Source organism: Arthrobacter sp. SE2 (genome assembly GCF_058244265.1).
This window is the reverse complement of the sequence record NZ_JBZAYA010000001.1, coordinates 195,784-217,859: the sequence shown is the minus strand read 5'-3', so window position 1 is coordinate 217,859 and position 22,076 is coordinate 195,784. Positions and strand designations below refer to the sequence as shown.

General features: G+C 63.5%; 21 protein-coding genes and 1 riboswitch. Of the genes, 7 read left to right on the top strand and 14 right to left on the bottom strand.

What is annotated here, in order from left to right:
- Window positions 1–113: 113 nt before the first annotated feature.
- Together AC4CS3_RS01055 and AC4CS3_RS01050 are read left to right on the top strand one after the other, a co-directional pair.
- Window positions 114–584, top strand: a complete 471-nt coding sequence (locus AC4CS3_RS01055) for a MarR family winged helix-turn-helix transcriptional regulator (protein WP_490781830.1) — start codon at window positions 114–116, stop codon at window positions 582–584.
- Between the two features lie 111 nt (window positions 585–695).
- A complete protein-coding gene (locus tag AC4CS3_RS01050; RefSeq protein WP_490781829.1) occupies window positions 696–1,694 on the top strand; it encodes a S1C family serine protease in 999 nt (332 codons plus the stop codon).
- 64 nt (window positions 1,695–1,758) lie between these two features.
- Here AC4CS3_RS01050 and AC4CS3_RS01045 read toward each other — a convergent pair whose 3' ends face one another.
- Together AC4CS3_RS01045 and AC4CS3_RS01040 are read right to left on the bottom strand one after the other, a co-directional pair.
- Window positions 1,759–1,899, bottom strand: coding sequence for a hypothetical protein (locus tag AC4CS3_RS01045; RefSeq protein WP_172465476.1), 141 nt, complete (start codon window positions 1,897–1,899; stop codon window positions 1,759–1,761).
- A 136-nt stretch (window positions 1,900–2,035) separates the two neighbouring features.
- On the bottom strand, window positions 2,036–2,410 hold the full coding sequence (locus AC4CS3_RS01040; protein ID WP_490781828.1) for a hypothetical protein: 375 nt from the start codon (window positions 2,408–2,410) through the stop codon (window positions 2,036–2,038).
- An 80-nt stretch (window positions 2,411–2,490) separates the two neighbouring features.
- On the opposite strand from AC4CS3_RS01040, the gene AC4CS3_RS01035 reads away from it, so the two are divergent.
- A complete protein-coding gene (locus tag AC4CS3_RS01035) occupies window positions 2,491–3,936 on the top strand; it encodes an MFS transporter (RefSeq protein ID WP_490781827.1) in 1,446 nt (481 codons plus the stop codon).
- Between the two features lie 70 nt (window positions 3,937–4,006).
- On the opposite strand, the gene AC4CS3_RS01030 is transcribed toward AC4CS3_RS01035, so the two are convergent.
- From AC4CS3_RS01030 to AC4CS3_RS01000, 7 genes are all read right to left on the bottom strand, one after another.
- Window positions 4,007–4,720: a metal-dependent transcriptional regulator gene (locus tag AC4CS3_RS01030; protein WP_345452761.1), complete on the bottom strand. Its 714-nt coding sequence runs from the start codon at window positions 4,718–4,720 to the stop codon at window positions 4,007–4,009.
- 29 nt (window positions 4,721–4,749) lie between these two features.
- Window positions 4,750–5,526 carry a class I SAM-dependent methyltransferase gene (locus AC4CS3_RS01025; protein ID WP_490781826.1) on the bottom strand — a complete coding sequence of 259 codons (777 nt, stop codon included), beginning with the start codon at window positions 5,524–5,526 and terminating at the stop codon, window positions 4,750–4,752.
- A gap of 50 nt (window positions 5,527–5,576) precedes the next feature.
- A complete protein-coding gene (locus AC4CS3_RS01020; RefSeq protein WP_490781825.1) occupies window positions 5,577–7,001 on the bottom strand; it encodes an aminotransferase class V-fold PLP-dependent enzyme in 1,425 nt (474 codons plus the stop codon).
- A gap of 35 nt (window positions 7,002–7,036) precedes the next feature.
- Window positions 7,037–7,149, bottom strand: a riboswitch (SAM riboswitch).
- A gap of 161 nt (window positions 7,150–7,310) precedes the next feature.
- Window positions 7,311–8,123 carry a histidinol-phosphatase gene (gene hisN, locus AC4CS3_RS01015; protein WP_236811797.1) on the bottom strand — a complete coding sequence of 271 codons (813 nt, stop codon included), beginning with the start codon at window positions 8,121–8,123 and terminating at the stop codon, window positions 7,311–7,313.
- A 59-nt stretch (window positions 8,124–8,182) separates the two neighbouring features.
- Window positions 8,183–9,298, bottom strand: a complete 1,116-nt coding sequence (gene rsgA, locus AC4CS3_RS01010) for a ribosome small subunit-dependent GTPase A (protein WP_490781824.1) — start codon at window positions 9,296–9,298, stop codon at window positions 8,183–8,185.
- Window positions 9,299–9,300: 2 nt separating this feature from the next.
- Complete coding sequence (gene aroA, locus AC4CS3_RS01005) at window positions 9,301–10,695, bottom strand: 3-phosphoshikimate 1-carboxyvinyltransferase (RefSeq protein WP_490781823.1); 1,395 nt, start codon at window positions 10,693–10,695, stop codon at window positions 9,301–9,303.
- A 6-nt stretch (window positions 10,696–10,701) separates the two neighbouring features.
- Window positions 10,702–11,217 carry a DoxX family protein gene (locus AC4CS3_RS01000; RefSeq protein ID WP_490781822.1) on the bottom strand — a complete coding sequence of 172 codons (516 nt, stop codon included), beginning with the start codon at window positions 11,215–11,217 and terminating at the stop codon, window positions 10,702–10,704.
- A 217-nt stretch (window positions 11,218–11,434) separates the two neighbouring features.
- Here AC4CS3_RS01000 and AC4CS3_RS00995 point away from each other — a divergent pair, with 217 nt between their 5' ends.
- The gene (locus AC4CS3_RS00995) at window positions 11,435–12,274 is read left to right on the top strand and encodes a sigma-70 family RNA polymerase sigma factor (RefSeq protein WP_490781821.1); all 840 of its coding nucleotides are present in this window, start codon (window positions 11,435–11,437) and stop codon (window positions 12,272–12,274) included.
- Window positions 12,271–12,528: a mycothiol system anti-sigma-R factor gene (rsrA, locus tag AC4CS3_RS00990; protein ID WP_028264789.1), complete on the top strand. Its 258-nt coding sequence runs from the start codon at window positions 12,271–12,273 to the stop codon at window positions 12,526–12,528. Before AC4CS3_RS00995 ends, rsrA begins: the two co-directional genes overlap by 4 nt.
- A 79-nt stretch (window positions 12,529–12,607) precedes the next feature.
- On the opposite strand, the gene AC4CS3_RS00985 is transcribed toward rsrA, so the two are convergent.
- The 5 genes from AC4CS3_RS00985 to AC4CS3_RS00965 form a co-directional block, all read right to left on the bottom strand.
- Window positions 12,608–12,682: a 50S ribosomal protein bL37 gene (locus tag AC4CS3_RS00985; RefSeq protein WP_369299106.1), complete on the bottom strand. Its 75-nt coding sequence runs from the start codon at window positions 12,680–12,682 to the stop codon at window positions 12,608–12,610.
- Window positions 12,683–12,788: 106 nt separating this feature from the next.
- Complete coding sequence (locus tag AC4CS3_RS00980; protein WP_490781820.1) at window positions 12,789–13,403, bottom strand: PadR family transcriptional regulator; 615 nt, start codon at window positions 13,401–13,403, stop codon at window positions 12,789–12,791.
- Complete coding sequence (locus AC4CS3_RS00975; RefSeq protein WP_490781819.1) at window positions 13,403–14,251, bottom strand: DUF4097 family beta strand repeat-containing protein; 849 nt, start codon at window positions 14,249–14,251, stop codon at window positions 13,403–13,405. The genes AC4CS3_RS00980 and AC4CS3_RS00975 overlap by 1 nt, the downstream gene beginning before the upstream one ends.
- Window positions 14,252–14,371: 120 nt before the next feature.
- Window positions 14,372–14,971, bottom strand: coding sequence for a GDSL-type esterase/lipase family protein (locus AC4CS3_RS00970; RefSeq protein ID WP_490781818.1), 600 nt, complete (start codon window positions 14,969–14,971; stop codon window positions 14,372–14,374).
- Window positions 14,972–15,105: 134 nt separating this feature from the next.
- A complete protein-coding gene (locus AC4CS3_RS00965; RefSeq protein WP_490781817.1) occupies window positions 15,106–18,918 on the bottom strand; it encodes a multifunctional oxoglutarate decarboxylase/oxoglutarate dehydrogenase thiamine pyrophosphate-binding subunit/dihydrolipoyllysine-residue succinyltransferase subunit in 3,813 nt (1,270 codons plus the stop codon).
- A 542-nt stretch (window positions 18,919–19,460) separates the two neighbouring features.
- On the opposite strand from AC4CS3_RS00965, the gene AC4CS3_RS00960 reads away from it, so the two are divergent.
- A complete protein-coding gene (locus AC4CS3_RS00960; protein ID WP_490781816.1) occupies window positions 19,461–20,942 on the top strand; it encodes a hemolysin family protein in 1,482 nt (493 codons plus the stop codon).
- Window positions 20,939–22,009 (top strand): hemolysin family protein, encoded by a 1,071-nt coding sequence (locus tag AC4CS3_RS00955; protein ID WP_490781815.1) that lies wholly within the window; start codon window positions 20,939–20,941, stop codon window positions 22,007–22,009. Before AC4CS3_RS00960 ends, AC4CS3_RS00955 begins: the two co-directional genes overlap by 4 nt.
- Window positions 22,010–22,076 lie beyond the last annotated feature (67 nt).

Genomic DNA, 22,076 nt, shown 5'->3' with positions numbered 1-22,076 from the left:
TTGCTCGATACCCGCGCATCCAAGCCTTAGGCGTGGGATGCTGTTCTGTATCCATGAGAATACGTATAGTTGAAAATGTCAACGATTGATTTTGAAGATTATTGGAGTTTGTTATGACGATCGAGGCGCAGGACGAGCAACAGGCTGCCACGAAGGACCGGCTGGTCGCCGCTCCTATCAGCCAGGACGTGGGTTTCCTGTTGGCCAAGCTCCATGCAGGCGGATCGCTCGTGAACAACCAGGCGCTTGCTGAGTTCGACCTCAAGGAGCGTTCGTACTCGGTGCTGATCCTGGCCAACAGCGGACTGGAGCCCACCCAGCGGGAATTGGCGGACTTCCTCAGCCTCGACCCCAGCCAAATCGTCGCTTTGGTGGACGAACTTGAAAAGCGGAAGCTCGTGGCCAGGGCGCCAGGCAAGCAGGATCGCCGGGCCAAAACGGTGACTGCGACGGCGAAGGGGAGCCAGTTGCTCGCCCAAGCAGCCGTTGCGGCCCGCCACGCGGAATCCGACGTGTTGGCCGCGCTGGACGAGGGGGAAGCCGCCCAGCTCAAGGCGCTGCTGCGAAAAGCGTTGTGGGGTTAGTTTCCCAATCATCAGCTGCGTGACAGAGTTCACCCACGGCGTAGGCCAGAACGGACTAACCGCAGCAGTGTATTCGTTGATATAGACACCACCGGTTACAGGAGGTGCACGTTGAGTACGTTGCCGGAACAAGTTTTTCCCGAGGACATCCCTGACGCCCCGTCAGATGACGAAGCCTTGGACGCCTACTCGCGGACAGTGATGCACGTCGCAGAAACGGTCACGCCGCATGTCGCAGCTTTGGAGATGAGCAGCGCCCGCAGAAACGGCCAGGTCAGGATCGGAAGTGGATCGGCTGTCGTGTTCACGGGGGACGGCTACATGCTGACCAACGCCCACGTCGTCTCGGGCCTCCGCTCCGGGCGGGCAATCTTCGCCGACGGAACCCATTCCGACGTCGAACTCGTCGGTGCGGATCCCTTGTCCGATCTCGCCATTGTCCGCGGGCACCACACCCCACTGCCCGCCACGCTGGGCAACGCGGAGTCACTGCACGTCGGCCAATTGGTGATCGCTGTGGGTAACCCGCTGGGACTGGCAGGATCGGTGACCGCGGGTGTCGTCAGCGGCCTCGGGCGTTCCATCCCGGTCAGGTCCGGCCGGCACAGCAGGGTCATCGAGGACGTCATCCAGACCGACGCAGCGCTGAACCCGGGCAATTCCGGGGGAGCCCTTGCCGACACCAAAGGGCGGATTGTGGGGATCAACACCGCCGTGGCTGGTTTGGGCCTCGGACTTGCAGTGCCCATCAACACCACCACGCAACGGATCATCGCCGCCCTGCTGAAGGACGGCCGGGTCCGCCGGGCATACCTTGGCCTGGTGAGCACCCCTATACCTCTGGACGCGAGTGCGGTGATCCGGACAGGCCAGAAGGAAGCGCTGCGGGTGGTGGAAGTAATCGCCGGATCTCCGGCGGAGCGGGCAGGACTGCTCGCGGGCGACCTGGTCCTCAGTGCACAGTCGCGGGCCGTATCCAGTGCTGAGAGCCTTCAAAAACTCTTGTTTTCGCAGGCCATTGGGGAGCCGTTCTTCCTGACGGTCCTCCGGGACGGCAAAATCCACGCGATTGTCGCCGTGCCCAGCGAAATGACTGACGCGGATTCATGAGGAGCCGGGTCACGACGGAGCCTGTCCGCTAAAAAGCCGGGGCCAAGATGGCTCCGGCTTTTTGCTACTTCTTCCGCATCCTCAAATGGGCCACTGGATCCACGGCGGCGTCGGATTCGTGCTTGGCACGCTTCACTGCCCGTTTCTCCTTGATGGACTTGATACTCTTTTTCGTCTCGTGCTGGTGCGGCGCTTTGTCAGGCATGTCATGCTCCCTAACTACGGATCTTTCCGTGAAGATCCTGCAAAGAGGGTCCTGAAAGGCCCTCTCCTTGTAAGTTACGCCTGTTTCAGGCGAAAGCAACCGGGGGCCGGAGGCGCCAGAAACAACGCCCGGGCAACTAGGCTTCGGAAGCCGGGACGTCCACAATGCCCACGAACCGCGAGCCGATTCCTTCGTACTCGCTGCGGACCTCTCCGGGCAGGATTCCGGGAACCTCGCTGTTCCGGTGGTGGCCACAGAATACGTAGGTGAAGTCCGGCCACCATTTCTTGGGACGCGCAGCCTCGGTGTAACCGCAGACGACGCAGCTCAGGTGCACCCAAACAGGACGCTTGCCGGTGCGGTTGGCACGGGATTGGACGAGCCACTGCGGTGGATTGTCTTGCAGCTCGCTCAGCTCGGCTTGTGAAAGCCTGGAGGGGATGCCGTGGCGTTGGGCCATTTCCATCGAAATATCAAGGGCCAGTGCGGCGTCACGTCTGCTAATCACCATTCAACGATACGGGAATTTCGCAGTGGCAGGATCGGGCAGGAATCCGGACGCGAGCGGACAAGCAGGCGTAGGCTGTGCTCATGACCGACGCAGCGGCCCTGCTGCCAAGCACTCCGCTCCAAAAGCGGGTCCTTGTTGTGGCTATTGTGGCTTCCTTCATCGCCATTTTGGACGGCTTCGTGGTGAACCTAGCGCTCCCGGCGATTGGCCGCGAACTCGGTGGTGGGCTTGTCATCCAGCAATGGGTGGTGGACGCCTACCTTTTGACCCTCGGCGCGCTAATACTGGTCGCCGGATCCCTGTCCGACCACTTCGGCCGTGCGCGCATCCTGGAATGGGGACTCGCCGGCTTCACCCTCACCTCCGTCATGTGCGGTCTCGCCTGGAACGGGGAGGTGCTGGTGATATCGAGGGCCCTGCAGGGGATTGCCGGGGCACTGCTTGTCCCGAGTTCGCTCGCCATGATCGTCACGTTCTTCTCCGGGCCTGCGCAGTCCAAGGCAATCGGCCAATGGTCCGGTTGGACCAGCGCGGCCGCCATCGTTGCCCCGCTGATCGGCGGCGCATCGGTCGACCTGCTGTCCTGGCGCGTCATCTTCTTTATCAATGTGATTCCGGCCGTCGCCGTTTGGCCGATCCTCGCGGGGCTGCGGAAGTCCGATGCCGCCACGGACACAAGCAAGAAGATCGATTACCTCGGCGCATTCCTGGCCATGGTGGGACTCGGTGGCCCGGTCTACGCTTTCATCGAACAAGGGCGCATGGGCTGGAGCAACATGGTGGTCTGGATGCCTCTCGTCGTTGGAGCCGTTGGCCTGGTCTTCTTCCTGGTCCACGAAGCCAGGACCCCGGAACCAATGCTGCCCCTTCGGCTCTTCGGGATCCGTAATTTCGGTTGGGGAAACATCGCCACGCTGGCCATTTACGGCGCCTTGTCCCTCGGCTTCTTCGCCGTAGGCATCTACCTGCAGCAAGTGGGAGGGATGAAAGCAACCACTGCCGGCATCGCGTTGCTCCCCGCGACGGTCCTCCTGATGCTCACGGCCTCATTCTTCGGCGGACTCGCCGGCAGGTACGGTCCGCGGTGGTTCATGGCGGCCGGCCCGTTCATCTGTGGAATCGGTTTTCTCATGACGTTGGCCGTCCAGGAGCCCTTGAACTACTGGACGCAAGTGCTGCCCGGGCAGATCGTCTTCGGGATCGGCCTCAGCACCTTGGTGGCGCCCCTCACTGCGGCCATCCTGGGCGCGGTACCCACTGAAGAGGCAGGGATCGGCTCCGCAGTGAACAACGCCGTGGCCCGCATCGCAGGCTTGATCTGCATCGCATTTGCAGGGCTCATCATCGGCCCGGTCTTCACCCGCCAAGGTCTCATGAACGCCGTGGTGGTCACCGCTGTGCTGTTCTTCCTCGGGGCGGCGGCATCCGCCGTCGGGATCCGGAACCCGGTCTTGGGCGCTGCGGTGATGGACTCTCCGGAAGGTCCAGCCGCCGACGACGGCGGGACGGCCGCCCAGCGCGCCTGAACAGCGCTTTCTAAGACACGCTTTCTAAGACACGCTTTCTAAGACACGGGCATTTCAGTACACAGCTTCGTCAGCGTTCCGCGAGGACGCAGCCTTCGTGGACAGCGTCCGTGGCCACCCAGAGCGCCGAGGCGACCTCATCGGCGAGATCGTAGTCGCGGCTGCCCGGACCTTTTCCGATCCGCACCACCAGCGCACCGCCGAACGGTTTGCGGCCAATCACCTCGATGCTGGCATCGAGGTCGATTTCCTCGGCAGACAGGTACCGCAGCAGCTCCGGGTTTTCGTCGCTGATCCGGGTGATCTTCCCGGAATGGCCGTCGTCGAGCTCGATCATCCGGTGCGCATGCGGCAGGCTCACCGAACCGTCCGCAGCGGGGATGGGGTCACCATGGGGATCGCGTCCGGGGTTGCCCAGCTTGGCGGCCATGCGATCGATGAACGTGTCCGAGACAGCGTGCTCGAGCATCTCGGCCTCGTCGTGGACTTCATCCCAGCTGTAGCCCAACTCCCTCACGAGGTAGGTCTCGATCAGGCGGTGCCGGCGGACCATGCCCAGGGCAAGCTGCATTCCCTGGGGGGTCAAAGTAATGGCGCTGTAGGGCTGGTGGTCCACCAGGCCTTGGTCCTTGAGTTTGCGGACCATCTCCGAGACGGAGGAATTGGCGACACCGAGCCGCTGCGCGAGCTGTGAGGACGTGATGGGTTTGTCCTGCCACTCCGTAAAGGAGTAGATGACCTTGACGTAGTCCTCGATCGAGGAGGAGGGCGCACTGGTCTTCACGGTTCCAAGCCTATCGTGAACCGGCCGAATCAGACTTTCCGCGCCCGCCAGCTCTGCGTGAGATAAGGCAACGGGATGACCTCGCCCTCGGCATGGCCCAGATGTTCGAAGAGGTACCACTGAAGATTGCCCATGACCTTGGCCCGGGTGGCGTCATTCGCCCTCAGATAGTAGCTGCGCGACTTCACGAGTTCGAGGATATCGGCCGGAGTCACGGGATCCTCCCAGCGCGTCAAGTGACTTTCAAGCCCGGCGAACTCCGGGCCCACCACAGGCCGGAAGTCCGGTTTGTGGACATCGCCGGCATGCATGATGCGGGACAAGCGATGGACCCAGGGCACTGAAGTGTCCAATTGGTTCCAGATCAAGCCGATAACGCCCTGGGGTCGAAGGATCCGGGCGATCTCGGTGCTGGCGGCGAGGGGATCGCACCAGTGCCAGGCCTGGGCAACGCTGACGACGTCGAATGCTGAGTCCGCCAGTCCAGTTGCCTCGGCCGTGCCCTCCAGGGCGACCACTTGTGGATACGTTTTGCGCAGCTGGGTGAGCATGTCCGTGGAAGGGTCCACTGCGGACACAGCCAGCCCGCGCTCGACAAGGAGCGACGTGAACTTCCCCGTGCCGGCGCCGATGTCTGCCACGTCCCGCGCGCCTTCAGGCAGCAGCCAGTCAGCTGAATCCGCAGGGTAGCCGGGCCTGACACGGTCATAGTGTTCTCCGCCGTCCTGGAAACTCTGACCGAGTTCAAGGCGCCGCTCCTCATAGAGCTTCGGGCCAGCTGACGTGCCTTTGGGTCGCGGGGCCACGCAGGAACTCCTTCGTAGGACAGGAAAAATACCCTACGAATCTACCGCAATCAGTCGGTGCTGCAGGGAGCGGCGCCCGCGGTCCCGGGAGTGTTGGGAGCCCACTCCGGGTAGCTTCGGTGGTCGTTCGCCGGCACCCACCGGCCGGCATCCACCACGTAGTCCCAGCCGAGGCCATTGCTCTTGAGCGCCTGGATGCCCGCGATGAGCCGGGTGGCGTCTTCCAAGCGCGAGCCCACGCCGAAACTGGCTCGCAGGGATCCGGAGGGAAGGCCGAGGCGCTTGAGCAACGGGTGGGCGCAAAAGCGTCCGTCGCGCAGGCCAATGCCGTGCTCGGCCGCAAGATAGGCAGCCACAAGTCCGGCGTCGTAGCCCTGGAGCGAGAAGTTCACGACGCCGATGGTGTCCTGGGGATCCGTGTCGCTGAAGATCTGGTGTACGGTCACGCCGTCGATTTCCTTGAGGCCGTCGACCAGATGCGAGCGGATGGCGGCCTCGTGGGCGTGCCATTCATCGTGGTCGAGGCTGGCAATGACCTGCGTGGCCCGGGCGAGGGTGGCCGCGCCGAGTACGTTCGGCGAGCCGCCTTCGTGCCTGGCCGGTCCTGTGGCCCAGCTGACCGAATCGAGGCGCGCTTCGCGGACGGCCCCGCCTCCGGCCAGGTGCGGTGTGCCGGCGTCGAGCCAGTCGGGACGACCCACCAGGACACCTGCGCCGAACGGTGCATAAAGCTTGTGCCCAGAGAAAACCAAGTAGTCGACATCCGCTGCGGCGATGTCGATTCTGCGGTGCGGGGCGAGTTGCGCCGCGTCCACCACAATCCGCGCCCCGAATTCGTGGGCCAAGGCAGCGAGTTCCTTGATGGGCAGGATTTCGCCGGTCACGTTTGACGCGCCGGTGACAGCCAGAAGGCTGACGCCGCCGTGGGAGAGCGCCGTGCGGACATTGGCGACGGTCTCGGACAACGTTCCCGCGGCAACGATGCTGCGGTGGGGGACACTTTGCCACGGGAGGAGATTGGCGTGGTGCTCAATGTCCAGGTAAAGGACTTCGCCAATGTGTCGACCGTCCTCAACTGGCAGGCAGCCGGCCAGTAGATTGAGGGAATCGGTGGTGTTGCGAGTGAAAATGACCGAATCGTCCGGCCGGCCGCCAACGAAGTCACGGACGATGTTGCGGGCGTTTTCATAGACCGAGGTGCTGATTTGGGAGGCATAGCCTGCGCCGCGGTGGACGCTCGCGTAGTACGGCAGGATCTCGTTGAGGTACGCGGAAACCACGGTCAGCGCAGGTGCGGAAGCGCCGTAGTCAAGGTTGGCGTAGCGGATGTGGCCGCCCTGGATCAAGGGTGCCTGCAACTCCGCGCCGGTGACCGCGGCGAGCGGGCGCGATGCCCGGGGGAGGGTTTCACCGCGGTGCTGTGCAGATTCGTTGTTCAGCGAAAGAGCCGGGGAAGTAAATGTGGCTGTGCTCATGGGACCTCACTCAAGAGGGACCCCTGCGTGCAGGGGGTCCGCGCTTGCCGCATCCGTTCCGGACCGGCCGGGTCGTCACCCGGGGCACCCCGCCGCGATGGAGGGTTGCCGGCCAGCAAACCGGGGTTTCGCGCTGGCACTCGTGACCTGTAAAGAGCGTAGGACACCAGCAAGGCTCATTCCAATGTGACCGGCGATTGTTAAGCGGATTATTACACCGCCGGAAAAGTGTGCCTTCTGCCGAAGAAAAAACGGCGGACACCCCCAAAAGTGGGCGTCCGCCGTCGTTTATTCAGTGGAGAGAGCGGACTAGAGGAGGTCGTCGAGCTCGGGGTTGAGCCTCTTGAGGACCTCGGAGTGCAGGATCGAGTTAGTGGCCACGGCGTTTCCGCCGAAGGGACCATCCGCACCGTCCAGGGACGTGAAGCGCCCCCCGGCTTCCGTCACGATCGGCACCAAAGCCGCCATGTCGTAGACCTGGAGTTCCGGCTCGGCGGCGATGTCCACGGCGCCCTCGGCCACGAGGCAGTAGGACCAGAAGTCGCCGTACGCACGGCTGCGCCAGACATCGTTCTCGAGGCCCAGGAAGTTGTCCAGCTTATCGTGCTGCTTCCACTCGGAAAGCTCGGAGTAGGAAAGCGAGGCGTCTTCGAGCCGCGACACGTTGGAAACCTTCAACCGGGTGGCTGCGGCCAGCGACCGGCCCATGTAGGCGCCCGAGCCCTTGGCCGCCCACCAACGCTTGCCGAGCGCCGGAGCGCTCACGAGCCCCACTACTACCTCGCCCTCGTCCACGAGGGCGATCAGCGTAGCCCAGACGGGTACGCCACGCACGAAGTTCTTGGTCCCGTCAATGGGATCGATGATCCAACGCCGCGAGCCGTGGCCCGTGCTGCCGAATTCTTCCCCGAGGACGGCGTCGCGGGGGCGGGAACGGGAGAGCTGCCCGCGGATTGCTTCTTCGGCGGCTTTGTCTGCATCGGTGACGGGGCTCAGGTCGGGTTTGGTCTCGACCTGGAGGTCCAGGGCCTTGAACCGCTCCATTGTCAGGGAATCGACGGAGTCGGCCAGGACGTGTGCCAGCCGCAGGTCGTCGTTGTAGCTCGAATCGGGTTGGGTCATGGTTCCAAACTACCGTCTATTCGCCGGTGAGCCGGGGAGGTAGGACGGCAAGCGCGCAGTTAGTTGACGGTACCCAATTCCTTGGTCTCCTGGGCTTCCATGCGCGGGTCCGCGCCGAGGAGCCGGCGCAACGACGCCAAGCGGGCCGGGCCTGCCTCGCCGGCGTGGCCGTCGGCGACCCAGGAATCCAGTCCGCATCGAACCGCGGAAGCATCGTGCTTGCAGCCTCGCTCGCACATTTCGGTTCCGGGTTCCAGATCCGGGAAGGCATGCAGGATGCGGTCCGGGTTCACGTGGGCGAGGCCGAAGGAGCGGATGCCGGGCGTATCGATGATCCAGCTGCCGCCAGGGGCGTCGCTGAGTTTCAGAGCAAGGGCAGAGGACGAGGTGTGCCGTCCGCGCCCCGTCACCGCGTTGACCCCGCCCGTGGCGCGCTCGGCGCCGGTGAGGGCATTCACCATGGTGGACTTCCCGACGCCGGAATGGCCCAGGAGCACGGTGACCTTGCCGTCGAGGTAGTCCCGCAATTGATCGACGGCGTCGCCATCGAGGCGGGCGGACAAGCCGTCGTCGGAGCGGGCATCGATACCGGAGGCGCCTGCGTCGGCCGTCCGGCTGATGATGATGGGAAAACCAAGGCTCACATAGTTGGCGAGCAATTCCGTCGGATCCTTGACGTCCGCTTTGGTGACGAGCAGCAGCGGCTCGATTCCGGCGTCGTACGCTGCCACCAAGGCGCGGTCGATGAATCCGGTGCGCGGCTCCGGGTTGGCGGCCGCGACCACCACCACGAGCTGGTCGGCGTTGGCGACGACGGCCCGTTCGATCGGATCCGTGTCATCGGCACTTCGCCGCAGGAGGGTCTTGCGCTCCTCGACGCGCACGAGGCGGGCGAGGGTGTCCGGGGCTCCGGACACATCGCCGACGAGGGCCACGAAGTCTCCGGGAACCACAGGGGAGCGCCTCAGTTCCCGGGCACGGGCGGCAATGACGATGCGCTCGTTGTCCGAGCTTTCGCCCACTATCGCGGTGTAGCGGCCGCGGTCGACCGTAATAATGCGCCCGATCACGGCGTCGTCGTGGCTGGGGCGGTCCTTCGTGCGGGGGCGTGTGCCCTTCTTGTTGGGGCGGATCCGGACGTCGGACTCATCCCAGGAGCTTGCGTCGCGGGCCATCGTTAGTTGCTTGTCTCCGTTGAACCCGTGTCCGCGACCGCCTGGCCGGCACTGAGCATCGATGCCCAGATTTGCGGAAATTCGGGCATGGTCTTGGAAGTCGTCGCGATGTCTTCAACCTGGACACCCTCGACGGCGAGCCCAAGGATGGCGCCCGCGGTAGCCATGCGGTGGTCGGCATAGCTGTGCATGACGCCGGCGTGCAGCGTCGCGGGCCGGATCACCAAGCCGTCGCTGGTTTCCTCGGCGTCGCCGCCAAGCCGGTTGATTTCGGCGACCAAGGCAGCCAGCCTGTCCGTTTCGTGGCCCCGCAAATGAGCGATGCCGGTGAGTCGGGAAGGGCTGGTTGCCAGCGCGCACAATGCCGCAACGGTAGGGGCGAGTTCGCTGGTTTCGTCGAAGTCCGCGCCCAGGATCTCCGGTCCGCCGGTGACTGTCAGCGTGCTGTTGTCCAGCGTGACAGTGGCACCCATGGTGGCGAGGATGTCCCGCCAGAAGTCCCCGACTTGCGTGGTGTTGGCCGGCCAGTTGGGGATCCGGACAGTTCCCTTCGTGGCCAACGCCGCGGCGAGGAAGGGACCCGCGTTGGAGAGATCCTGCTCGATCCGCTCGTCGAACGCCTGGATGGTACCGGGGGCGACGCGCCAATGGTTCGGCACGGAGTCATCCACCTGCACTCCGACGCCGCGCAGGACCGAGACGGTCATGTTGATGTGGTCAAGGCTCGGCACGGGCTTGCCGACATGCTCCAGGTGAAGGCCCTCATCGAACCGGGCGCCGACCAGCAACAGGGCGGAGACGAACTGCGAAGAAGCGCTCGCATCGATCACCAAGTGGCCACCGCGGACAGAGCCGGTGCCGGAAACCTTGAACGGCAGGGAGCTCGCGGTGTGCCCGTCCACTGCGCTGACTTCCACTCCGAGTGTCCGGAGGGCTTCGATGATGGTGCCCATGGGACGTTGGCGTGCGTGCGGATCGCCGTCGAACACCGACGCGCCGTTGCGGAGGGCCGCGAGCGGCGGCACAAAGCGCATGACCGTGCCGGCCAGGCCACAGTCGATGGCGGTCTCCGATGCGTCAGCCGCCGGGTCGATGGGGGTGACTTCAAGATCCGGGCCGTAGTGTCCATCGCCGGGAACCTCGGTAATGGTGGCGCCGAGCTGGCGCAGGGCCTCGACCATCAGGGCGGAATCCCGCGAATGCAAGGGTGCCCGCAGCCTGCTTGGGCCGTTGGCCAGCGCCGCCAGGACCAGATAGCGGTTGGTCAGGGACTTCGAACCAGGAACCGTGACCGTGGCATCCACAGGGTGGCTGGCGAATGGTGCCGGCCACAAGGGGAGTGCGGAGGCTGTGGTGCTCCCTGAATCGTCTGTCTGCGTGGCGGGGGTTCCTGGCATGCTTCCTTATGCTCCAACTGCGTTGTCTACGGCCTTGCGGACGGCCCGGTCTGTCTTCTTGAACTGCTTGCCCGTGGCCTTCTTGGCATCTATGGCGAGGTGTTCGGCGCGCCAAGCGAGGCTCGGTTTGCCCGCGGTGTCGACTGCGGCAAGGAAAACGCCACCCGTCAGCGAAATGTTCTTGAGCAACTGGGCGCGGCGGGCGAGCCGGCCTTCCTTGGTGCTGATGTCGGCAGAACGCCACTCAACAAAGGTATTCAGGATCGAGATGCCGGCAAGCAGGCTTGCCGAGAACCGGGAACATTTGCCGAGGGCCAGCAAGGCGCCGGCCCCCACTTGCGCGCCGCCGATGACCCGCGCCAGCACCTTCTCGTCCGCCGGGAAAGGCAATGACTCGGAAGCGCGGCGGAGCAGGGGAGAGAGCTGTTTGGCAGTGTCATCCGCGTTCTTGAGCTTGTCCAGCCCTGCGACGACAAAACTGGAAGCCAACATTGGCCTGGCGAGAAAACGGACGAGGGACATGTTTTGCCTCCTGGATGGCTTGCCACAGTGTTCAGGTGGTGTTGCGTTCAAGTGGTGCGGTGTTCACGGGGTGCAGTCGGATCTAGTCTTGCATCTTTGCGGAATATTTGCCCGGAGCCTGCCGTTGTCAAGAGAAGGTGCGGTATGGGCTGGACCTTGGAATGTGGCGCGTGAGTTGTGCCGCGCTGTGTCACGTCAAGTGAGTGGAGATGGTTTTTTGGCCTTGGTTAAGGACCGCGAGGGACACTTGGCGCTCGGGCGGGAGCTGCCAAGGGACTCCCGGAGGGTGACAGTAGACTTGGATGCAATGAGCACCATGGATCCGGCCGCAGCGGCCATGTACAAAGCAGCGACCGAAGTCACGGACGCAACGTCCGACGGCGACGCAACTGTTGAGGCCGACGTCGAGATTGCAGTGGACTTCGCAACCGAGACCCCCGAGCAACGGAGGGCGCGCTTCGAACGCGACGCCATGCAGTATGTCGACCAGCTCTATTCGGCTGCCATGCGCATGGCCAGGAATCCGTCCGACGCCGAGGACCTGGTCCAGGAGGCCTACACCAAGGCCTTCTCAGCCTTCCACCAGTACAAGCCGGGCACCAACCTCAAGGCGTGGCTGTACCGCATCCTGACCAACACGTACATCAACCTCTACCGGAAGCGGCAGCGCGAACCGTTGCAGTCGAATTCGGACACCATCGAAGACTGGCAGTTGGCGCGGGCGGAATCCCATACGTCCGCGGGGCTGCGCTCTGCGGAGGCGGAGGCACTGGATCATTTGCCGGACTCGGACGTGAAGAGCGCCTTGCAGTCCATTCCGGAGGAATTCCGGCTCGCGGTGTACTTCGCTGACGTCGAAGGCTTCGCATACAAGGAAATATCAGACATCATGAATACCCCGATCGGGACGGTCATGTCCCGGCTTCATCGCGGCAGGAAAATGTTGCGCGATCTGCTGGCGGACTATGCCGCAGAACGGGGAATCAGCGCCGGCGCGGAAGAAAAGGCCTTGGCCGTGGGCGCGGCCACAAGCAAAAAACAGGAGAAAAGGAAATGAGCTGCCAAGGATTGGGCGACTGCGACGATGCTCGGATGCAGCGTATCTACGAGTACCTCGATGGTGCGTTGACCCGCGAGGACATCGCAGAGATCAAAGTGCATCTGGAAGACTGCCCGGAGTGCACCGAGCAATACGACCTTGAATGCGTCATCCGCACCGTGGTCAAGCGCTCCTGTACGGAAGCGGCTCCTGAGAATCTCAAGAACTCGATCCTGGACAGGATCCACGCTATGAAGTCCGTGGACGTGTAAGAGCCTTAAACGGCAAGGGCCCCGGAAACCTGATGGTTTCCGGGGCCCTCCGCATTAAGTCTTACGCTAAGCCGCTGGCTTAGGTGTTGGGACGCTTGCCGTGGTTTGCGCCGCCGCGCTTACGGTCACGACGCTTACGTGCACGCTTGCTCATAGCTGGCCTCCTTAGATTCTTGATACTCAATAAAGCTGCCCTCCAGTCTCCCACATCACGGGGCCGCCCCGCGAACCGTGCCGGCCAGCCCCGCGGGATTTCGGACTCAGCCGCGCAGGGAATTCCGGATGGAGATCCTGGCCTGGTCCAGGACGGTGCGCACGGTTTCGAGGGCAATCGGAGTCAGGGCCTTGGATCCGGCGTGCTGCCGCAGCTCCACGCGTATGTCATCGCGGAAGGACTGGACCATCATTTCGGCTTCCTTCAGGATGCGGTGTCCCTCCGGAGAGTAGCTTCCGGCCCATGACTGGAATTCCGCGGACTTCGCATTGGCTCGCGCGGCTTCGGCAGTCGCGGCCAGGTCTGCACGCAGGCCGCGCATGTTGCTGCGGATGTCGTCGCGGAGATTGTCGGCCAACCGCCGCACGGAGGCGGAGATGTTGTCCTCGACGTCGGCCAGTTCCTTCCGCCGGCTGTTGAGTTCCGCCAGTCCGGCCGCGGTGATGGAGTAGTTGGTGCGGCGCCCGTCGCTGCTGGTGGCAACGAGTCCTTCTTCCTCGAGTTTGCCAAGGCGCGGGTAGATGGTTCCGGCACTGGGGGAGTAGGTCCCGCCGAAGCGTTCGCCGAGGGCCTTGATGAGCTCGTAGCCGTGCTTGGGGCCCGATTCCAGGAGTGCCAGCAGGTAGAGCCGGAGGGCTCCGTGGGCAAAGACGGGCGGCATCAGGCTTCCTCTTCTCCGGGGACTGAGTGCGTTGTTCCAGGTGTTGGCGCACTGCCATGGATGATGGAGGTCTTTCCGGACACGGAATTGGTACGTGCCACCATGAGCCGCTCGTCGGGGCCAACGATGGTCTGGACCCTGCTGCCTGACTGCGCGTAGAGCTGGTCATCGATCATCACAGTGCCACCGGCCGTTTTGGCCACGATGTCCACGCCCACATCATGCGGCAGGCGGATGGTGAGGTCGCCTGAAACGGAATTGGCTCCGAAGTCCTGGGTGTAGCCGTGAAGGTCGAAGCTGAGGTCGCCGCTGACGGTATTGGCCCGGATATTCTTGAAACGGCCCGAAGCCGTGACTTCGCCCGAGACGCTCTTGGCGGTCATGACGCCGTCGTGGTTCCGGGCGATGACTTCACCGCTGACGGTGTTGACGTGGAGCTCGCCCCGCGTGCCGTCCGCGAGGACTGACCCGGAAACTGTATTGAGGCGGATATGACCGCTGACACCCGACACCATGCCGTCGCCGCCCACGGTTCCTGCTTCGACGTCGACGCCGGCTGGCAGCGCGATGCTGATGACGATCGTGTTGGTGCTGGTGTTGTTGACGGTTCCCATCAGGTTGCGGAACCAGCCCTGGGGGCCGTGCAACTGGTGGCGGACTTCGAGCCGGCCGTCAATGAGGCTGACGCTCAGTGGATCGCCGGCGATCTCCGAGACTTCGATCCTGGTGATTGCTTCGTCGTGCGTGACGACGTCGAAGCGGCCTTTGACGATCCCCAGCTTGAGTGAGCGGACGCCGTCGACGTCGATGGTCTGCGGACCGGTAACGGTCCAGTTTTCTTCTGACATGACCCCTCCATTGCTGCACTGCGGACATTGCGATATATCGCGTTTATGTACACACGATATATCGCGACATTGAAGTTGGCAATGGGTCTTGCGTGGGAGAAAGGGCGTCTCCGGCCGCGGCTATTCCGGCTGGGCGATCCTCAGCCACTGGAACCAACCCCGGTGCAACACGAGCCAGGCCATGAGTCCGTACCCCGCCTGGCCCGGGGTGCCGCCGTTCGCCGCGAGGTCCGTACGCCATTGTTCGTGGTTGAGCAGCGGCGAGAACGTGTCGACGTAGTGATGGTTGCGGCGGGTGGTGACGTCCGCAAATGCCGCGTTGAGATCCGCGATCCGACGGTTTTTGGCCGGGTCCAGCGTGGGTGGCGGACCGACGACGAATACTTCGATGTTGCTTTGGGACGCCCCGTCCAGGATATTGGCCAGATTGAGGCGGCTGCGTGCTGTGGAGACGCCGAATTCGATGTCGCGGCCGGACAGGCCGATCACGAGGCGGTTTTCGTGGACGTTGCTGAAGCGTCTCCCGGCTTCGTCGAGCCAGCGCCCCGCAAGGCCTTCTGTGCCCTCCATGGGGCAGGGAAGAGAGTAGCTTTCCACAAGGACGGAGTCCTGTGGAGTCCGCGCAAGAACCCGTCCGAGCCAGCCCAAGGCCCTGGGATCACCGAGCCCGGCGAGTAGTTCATCACCAACAGCTGCGATGCGCAGCTTCCTGTCTTCCACAGTTACCTCTTCACCAAACGTTGCGGTCCTTGCACTGTGCCGGCCGGGCGGCTGGATCACCGGACACTTGTTCCATTAAACAGAACTGCCCGGCTGGAAGCGGGTATTGAACCTCCAGCCGGGCAGCCGCCGTCTTACTTGCGTTCGAATGCCTGCTTCAGCAACGTGGCCTGTTCGGCGCTGTGGCGCTTCATGGAACCGGCCGCCGTGGAGGCCGATGCCGGACGCGAAACGAGCCGGACCTTGCGGTCCAGTGCCTGCGGCAGGTTCAAGCCGATGAACGGCCACGGACCCTGGTTGGCGGGTTCGTCCTGTGCCCAGACGATGTCGGCGTTCGGGTACTTGGCCAGTTCCGCCTCCATCTGGGCCTGGGGCAGCGGGTACAGCTGCTCCAGGCGGATGATTGCGGTCGAGGTGTCGCCGGTCTTCTGGCGGTTCGACAGGAGATCGTAATAGAGACGGCCGGAAACCAGGATCACGCGGTCAACGTTCTGGGCCTGAAGGGGCTCGTGTTCGCCGATAACCGGCTTGAAGCCGCCCGTGGTGAAGTCCTCCACCGCAGAAGCCGCACCCTTGAGGCGCAAAAGCTGCTTCGGGGTGAAGATGATGAGCGGCTTGCGCGGACGACTGTAGGCCTGACGGCGCAACAAGTGGAAGTGCGAGGCAGCAGTGGTGGGGTTCGCCACGATCATGTTGTCCTCGGCACAAAGCTGCAGGAAGCGCTCGATGCGTGCGGACGAGTGGTCCGGCCCCTGGCCTTCGTAGCCGTGAGGCAGCATGAGCACGAGCGAGGAACGCTGGCCCCATTTCTGCTCGGCCGAGGAGATGAATTCGTCGATGATGGTCTGTGCACCGTTGACGAAGTCACCGAACTGGGCTTCCCACAACACCAACGCGTCCGGGCGTTCCACGGAGTAGCCGTATTCGAAGCCCATGGCTGCGTATTCGGACAACAAGGAGTCGTAGATCCACAGCTTGGCCTGCTCGTCGCTCAGGTTGCCCAGCGGCATCCATTCGCGTCCGTTGGCGCGGTCGTGGAAGACGGCGTGACGCTGCACGAACGTGCCACGGCGGGAGTCCTGGCCGGCAAGGCGGACGGGTACGCCCTCCATGACAAGCGAACCAAAAGCCGCGATCTCGCCGAAGCCCCAGTCGATGCCGCCTTCGCGGGACATCTGCTCGCGCTTCTCAAGCAGTTGCTTGAGCTTGGAGTGGACCGTGAAGCCTTCCGGAATGTCGAGGTGCGCTTGGCCGATCCTCTGCAGCATTTCGGCTGAAATGGCGGTGGTGGCCGGCGCGTTGGTGCCGAAGTCCGCCTGCTGGGCGATGGGACGCTCGATGTCCGAAACCGCGGCGGAATCCGCCGTGATGATAGGGATAGGCGAAGTCTGCGCCGCGTGGGTCTCCGCGAAGACGCGTTCGAGGCGTTCCTGGTAGTCGCGCAGCAACTGTTCGGCTTCGTCCTCGGTGATGTCGCCACGGCCGATGAGGGATTCCGTGTAGAGCTTGCGGACGGAGCGCTTGGCTTCGATGAGGTTGTACATGAGCGGCTGCGTCATCGAGGGGTCGTCGCCCTCGTTGTGTCCACGGCGGCGGTAGCACACCATGTCCACAATGACGTCCTTGTGGAAGCGCTGGCGGAACTCGTAGGCCAACTGCGCGATGCGCACGACGGCCTCGGGGTCGTCACCGTTCACATGGAAGACCGGAGCCTGGATCATCTTGGCCACGTCGGTGGAGTACGTCGAGGATCGCGACGACGACGGTGCGGTGGTGAAGCCCACCTGGTTGTTCACGATGATGTGGATGGTTCCACCGGTACGGTAACCACGCAGCTGGGACAAGTTGAGGGTTTCCGCCACAACGCCCTGGCCGGCAAAGGCGGCATCGCCGTGGACCATGATGGGCAACACGGGGAACGCTTCGCCCTGGTCCAGCCGGTCTTGCTTGGCCCGGACAATGCCTTCAAGCACGGAGTCAACCGCTTCAAGGTGGGACGGGTTGGCGGCAAGGTAGACCTTGGTCTCATTGCCGTTGTCCGAAGTGAACGTTCCTTCAGTGCCCAGGTGGTACTTGACGTCGCCCGAGCCCTGCACGGAGCGGGGGTCCTGGGTGCCTTCGAACTCGCGGAACACCTGGGCGTACGTCTTGCCCGCGATGTTGGTGAGCACGTTGAGGCGGCCACGGTGGGCCATGCCGATCGCGACTTCGTCGAGTCCGTCGTCGGCGGCGTCGGAAATGATGGTGTCCAGCAGCGGAATCAGGGATTCCCCGCCTTCGAGGGAGAACCGCTTCTGCCCTACGAACTTGGTCTGCAGGAAGGTCTCGAAGGCCTCTGCTGCGTTGAGCTTGGAAACGATGCGCAGCTGCTCTTCGCGGCTCGGCTTGGAGTACGGGTGCTCCACCTGGTCCTGGAACCACTTGCGTTCTTCAGGCTCCTGGATGTGCATGTACTCAATGCCCGTAGTGCGGCAGTAAGCGTCGCGGAGGACGCCCAGGATGTCCCGGAACTTGAGCATCGGCTTGCCGCCGAATCCGCCGGTAGGCCACTCGCGGTCCAGGTCCCACAGGGTGAGGCCATAGGTCAGCACGTCGAGGTCCGGGTGCTTGCGCTGGACGTATTCGAGCGGGTTCGTGTCGGCCATGAGGTGGCCGCGGACCCGGTAGGAGTGGATCAACTGCTGGATGCGGGCAACCTTGTTGATCTCGTCAGCGGGGTCGACCTGGAGGTCGGGGCTCCAACGGACGGGCTCGTAGGGGATGCGGAGTGCTTCGAAGATCTCGTCGTAGAAGTTCTGGGCACCGAGGAGGAGCTGGTGGACGAGCTTGAGGAACTCGCCGCTTCCGGCGCCTTGGATGACGCGGTGGTCGTACGTGGACGTCAGCGTGAGGATCTTGCTGATTGCGTTCTGGGCGATGATCTTCTCGCTGGCGCCCTGCCACTCAGCCGGGTAGTCGAGGGCTCCGACGCCGATGATGGCCGCCTGGCCCTTGGAGAGCCGGGGCACGGAGTGCACGGTACCGATGCCACCGGGGTTTGTCAGGGATACTGTGGTCCCCGCGTGGTCGTCCGCCGTGAGCTTGCCGTTGCGCGCACGCTTGATGAGGTCTTCGTAGGTGTGCCAGAACTCCGCGAAGTTCATGGTCTCGGCCTTCTTGATGTTGGGAACCATCAGGAGGCGCGTGCCATCGGGCTTGGGCATGTCAATGGCGATGCCGAAGTTGACGTGTGCGGGCTGCACGGCAACGGGCTTGCCATCTACTTCGTCGTAGTACACGTTCATCGACGGGAACTGGGACAGGGCGCGGACCACTGCGTAGCCGATGAGGTGGGTGAAGGAGACCTTGCCGCCACGGGCGCGGGCGAGGTTGGAATTGATGACAACGCGGTTGTCGATCAGGAGTTTGGCAGGAACGGCCCTGACGCTCGTGGCGGTAGGAACCTCAAGGCTCATGACCATGTTGGACGCAATGGCCTTGGCCGGACCACGGAGGACGGAGACGACGTCCTCTTCCGGGGGAGTCGGAGCCTTGGTGCTCTTGGGGAGCTGTGCCGGGATCGGCTGGGACTGGCTGCCGTCGGATGGCTTCTGCGCGCCGTCCTTGGCGACAGTGGCCGGAGCCTTCTTGACCGGTGCTGCGGGAGCGGCCGGAGCAGGTGCGGGGGCGGCAGGGGCGGCTGCCGGGGCAACCACAGGCGCGGCCGGCGTCATTGCCGTTGCGGCGGCCTGTGCCACGACAGGAATCTCGCGAGTGGGAGGGTTTGCAGGGGCTGCGGAGGTTCCGTTGGAAGAAGTGCCGTCAGCGGTGTCGAAGGACTCGAAAAGCGGCCACCATTTGGCGTCGACCGAATTCTTGTCCTGCTGGTACCGCTCGTACAGTTCGTCAACGAGCCACTCGTTTCCGCCAAATTCCTCGGGTAGACGGTGGCTTGGCTGCTCTGGCACTTGAAATACGCCTCTTCCATGAGTGTTGATTTCCAGCTGGCCCGGGGAACTGCAGGAGGTGCAAAGGCGAGCCAGGGTCTGGGTCCCGCGAACTCAGACCCTAGCCAGTCTAGTGACGAGCGACGGCTATCTGCCAATAGTGGTGATCTAAATCATGCCGATCGCGATATGCCCCGGCTTCCATGCCCCGAGGTGCATCTTCTTTCCCGGGTTTTTCCTGCCGTTTTAGCGTCGCAGATCCCGAACCCGGCCGGTGAAGTCGCGTGAAGCCGCGCCGCGACCGGACTGTAGACTTGAATTCTTATGGACAGTAATTCTAGGTGCCGGCCTGGGAGCTGCGGGGGAAGCCGTTCGGCTATCTCCGAGCAACGCACCCACAGAGCCGGCAATGCCCGTACACATGCCCATCGCACCCCGGAGCTGCAGGCCGGCCGGTCGGCGGATAGTTCTTCCGCAGCGTCCGACCAACCTCCGCCGGGTCAACCAGCCATTAGTTTTCCTGGCGCCCTGCTCCAGCCGTTCGCACCATCCGGCGGCCTCTGATGGAGTGGCTTTTCCTTCTGGCCGGCGTGCTCCTCATTCTGGGTACCGGCTTCTTTGTCGCGGTCGAATTTTCGCTCGTGGCGCTTGACCAGTCAACGGTCCAAAGAGCGGTCGACGGCGGCGACCATGCCGCCGCGGCGTTGCTCAAATGCCTGAAATCCCTCTCCACCCAGCTCTCTAGCTGCCAATTGGGGATCACCCTCACCACCTTGTTGACCGGCTTCGTCATGGAGCCATCCGTCGGCTCCCTCTTGCACGGACCGCTGCTTTGGGCCGGGCTGCCTGAGGCCGCCGCGCAGTCCTTGTCACTCATCCTGGCCATGACCTTCGCCACCGTCTTGTCGATGCTGATCGGCGAACTCGTCCCGAAGAACATGGCCCTGGCCTTGGCATTCCCGCTGGGCCGGGCGTTGGCCCGCCCGCAACTGATGTTCACAGCCGTGTTCAAGCCCGCAATCGTTGTGCTCAATGGTTTCTCGAACAAGGTGCTCAACCTCGTGGGACTCGAGGCCAAGGAAGAGATCTCGGGTGCACGCTCGCCTTCTGAACTGGCCTCCCTCGTACGCCGTTCAGCAGAGCTGGGAACCCTCGACGCCGGCACGGCCAACTTTGTTGCCCGGACCCTGAACTTCTCGGCGCGTACGGCGGCGGACGTCATGACCCCCCGCATCCGCATGGAAACCATCGACGCCGACCAGCCGGTATCGGACATCATCGAAGCGGCGCGGCGGACCGGATATTCGCGCTTCCCGGTCATCGGCGAATCGGCCGATGACATCCGGGGCGTGGTGCACATCAAGAAAGCCGTGTCCGTCCCGTCGGAACGCAGGAGCCGGCTGGAAGCCGGAGCAATCATGTCCGAGGTCCTGAGCGTTCCCGAGACCATCCACCTTGACGCCCTGCTTTTGGAACTTCGCGAGGGCAACCTGCAACTCGCGGTCGTGCTTGATGAGTACGGCGGAACCGCGGGTATCGCGACCCTTGAGGACCTGGTGGAGGAGATCGTCGGCGAAGTGGCGGATGAGCACGACAAGGTCCGGCCCGGATTGCTGCAGAGCGCTTCGGGGGACTGGTATTTCCCTGGACTCTTGCGCCCGGACGAGGTCAGCGAACAGATCCCGGGACTGACGGTTCCCGACGACCCCGCGTACGAGACCGTGGGTGGTTACGTCATGAGCCAACTTGGACGGATCGCGTTGGTAGGCGACGTCGTCGAGGCCGGCGGCGGCACTTTGGCCGTCACCCGTATGGACGGTCGCCGGATCGACCGCATTTGCTTCCACCCCACGGCTCCCGACACCGAGGATGAAGGCGACGACGATAAAGGCGCTGATCGTATAGGCGCAACGGAAAGCGATTCGAGCGGATGGCAAAGCAGGAAGCAGGCGGGCAAACGGTTGAGTAAGGGCTCCGGCGGTTCGGCAGGCGATGCCGTTGGCAACCCCATGGCCAAAACCAGTCGCAAAGGACGTGCCGCATGAGCGACTGGGTAGGAATCCTGTGGCTCGTGGTGCTGTTGATCGGCAACGCCTTCTTTGTCGGCGCCGAGTTTGCCGTGATGTCTGCACGCCGCAGCCAGATTGAGCCTATGGCCCAACGCGGTTCCAAACGCGCGCAAACGACTCTGTACGCAATGGAACACGTCTCGCTGATGTTGGCGTGTGCCCAGCTCGGCATCACCGTGTGTTCCTTGCTGATTCTCCTCGTGGCCGAGCCTGCCATCCACCATTTGCTGGGGGCACCGCTGGAGTCCGTAGGTGTCCCTGTTGAGTTGGCAGACGTTATCGCTTTTGCGGTTGCCTTGCTTGCGGTCACCTTCCTGCATGTGACCTTTGGCGAGATGGTCCCCAAGAACATCTCTGTTTCGGTCGCAGACAAGGCAGCGTTACTGCTGGCGCCGCCGTTGGTCCACGTGGCCCGTTTCGTGAAGCCCGTCATCTGGACCCTGAACTGGCTGGCAAACCGCATCCTTCGCCTGATGAAGATCGAGCCCAAGGACGAGGTGACCTCCTCCTTCACGCTCGAAGAAGTGCAGTCGATCGTGCAGGAATCGACCCGCCACGGGCTCGTGGACGACGACGCCGGCTTGCTGAGCGGCGCTTTGGAGTTTTCCGAGCACACCGCGGCGCACATCATGGTGCCGCTGGACAAACTGGTAACGCTCAAGCCTGGCTCCACGCCGCGGCAACTCGAGAAGGCGGTCAGCCGCACCGGTTTCTCCCGCTTTCCCGTGTTGGACGACGACGGCGAGTTGACCGGTTACCTGCACATCAAGGATGTGCTTTCCATCCCCGAGGAAGGACGCCGCTATCCGATCGCGGAAAGCCGGATCCGGTCCCTCGTGAACCTCGCACCTGAGGACGAAATTGAAGATGCCATGGCCGTGATGCAGCGGACCGGCTCGCACCTGGGCCGTGTTGTGGGGACCGGCGGCGCGACCCTGGGGGTGTTGTTCCTGGAGGACGTTATCGAGCAGCTTGTGGGCGAGATCCGTGACGCCACCCAGGCCAGGGGAATCCGGCGGCTGGGCGGACCCGAGTCAGCGTAGCCTCCTGCTGGCCCCAAGGGACCGGCAGGACCCGCCTGGAATTCTAAATAGGAATCATTCCCATTTG

Excerpts from the sequence above, each read along its gene's own strand:
- aroA (WP_490781823.1), bottom strand. The coding sequence starts at position 10,695 with ATGCCAGGAACCCCCGCCACGCAGACAGACGATTCAGGGAGCACCACA.
- AC4CS3_RS00960 (WP_490781816.1), top strand. The coding sequence starts at position 19,461 with ATGGAGTGGCTTTTCCTTCTGGCCGGCGTGCTCCTCATTCTGGGTACC.
- AC4CS3_RS01055 (WP_490781830.1), top strand. The coding sequence starts at position 114 with ATGACGATCGAGGCGCAGGACGAGCAACAGGCTGCCACGAAGGACCGG.
- AC4CS3_RS01020 (WP_490781825.1), bottom strand. The coding sequence starts at position 7,001 with ATGAGCACAGCCACATTTACTTCCCCGGCTCTTTCGCTGAACAACGAA.
- AC4CS3_RS01045 (WP_172465476.1), bottom strand. The coding sequence starts at position 1,899 with ATGCCTGACAAAGCGCCGCACCAGCACGAGACGAAAAAGAGTATCAAG.
- hisN (WP_236811797.1), bottom strand. The coding sequence starts at position 8,123 with ATGACCCAACCCGATTCGAGCTACAACGACGACCTGCGGCTGGCACAC.
- AC4CS3_RS01040 (WP_490781828.1), bottom strand. The coding sequence starts at position 2,410 with ATGGTGATTAGCAGACGTGACGCCGCACTGGCCCTTGATATTTCGATG.
- rsgA (WP_490781824.1), bottom strand. The coding sequence starts at position 9,298 with ATGGCCCGCGACGCAAGCTCCTGGGATGAGTCCGACGTCCGGATCCGC.
- AC4CS3_RS00955 (WP_490781815.1), top strand. The coding sequence starts at position 20,939 with ATGAGCGACTGGGTAGGAATCCTGTGGCTCGTGGTGCTGTTGATCGGC.
- AC4CS3_RS00980 (WP_490781820.1), bottom strand. The coding sequence starts at position 13,403 with ATGCCGCCCGTCTTTGCCCACGGAGCCCTCCGGCTCTACCTGCTGGCA.
- AC4CS3_RS01035 (WP_490781827.1), top strand. The coding sequence starts at position 2,491 with ATGACCGACGCAGCGGCCCTGCTGCCAAGCACTCCGCTCCAAAAGCGG.
- AC4CS3_RS01000 (WP_490781822.1), bottom strand. The coding sequence starts at position 11,217 with ATGTCCCTCGTCCGTTTTCTCGCCAGGCCAATGTTGGCTTCCAGTTTT.
- AC4CS3_RS00975 (WP_490781819.1), bottom strand. The coding sequence starts at position 14,251 with ATGTCAGAAGAAAACTGGACCGTTACCGGTCCGCAGACCATCGACGTC.
- rsrA (WP_028264789.1), top strand. The coding sequence starts at position 12,271 with ATGAGCTGCCAAGGATTGGGCGACTGCGACGATGCTCGGATGCAGCGT.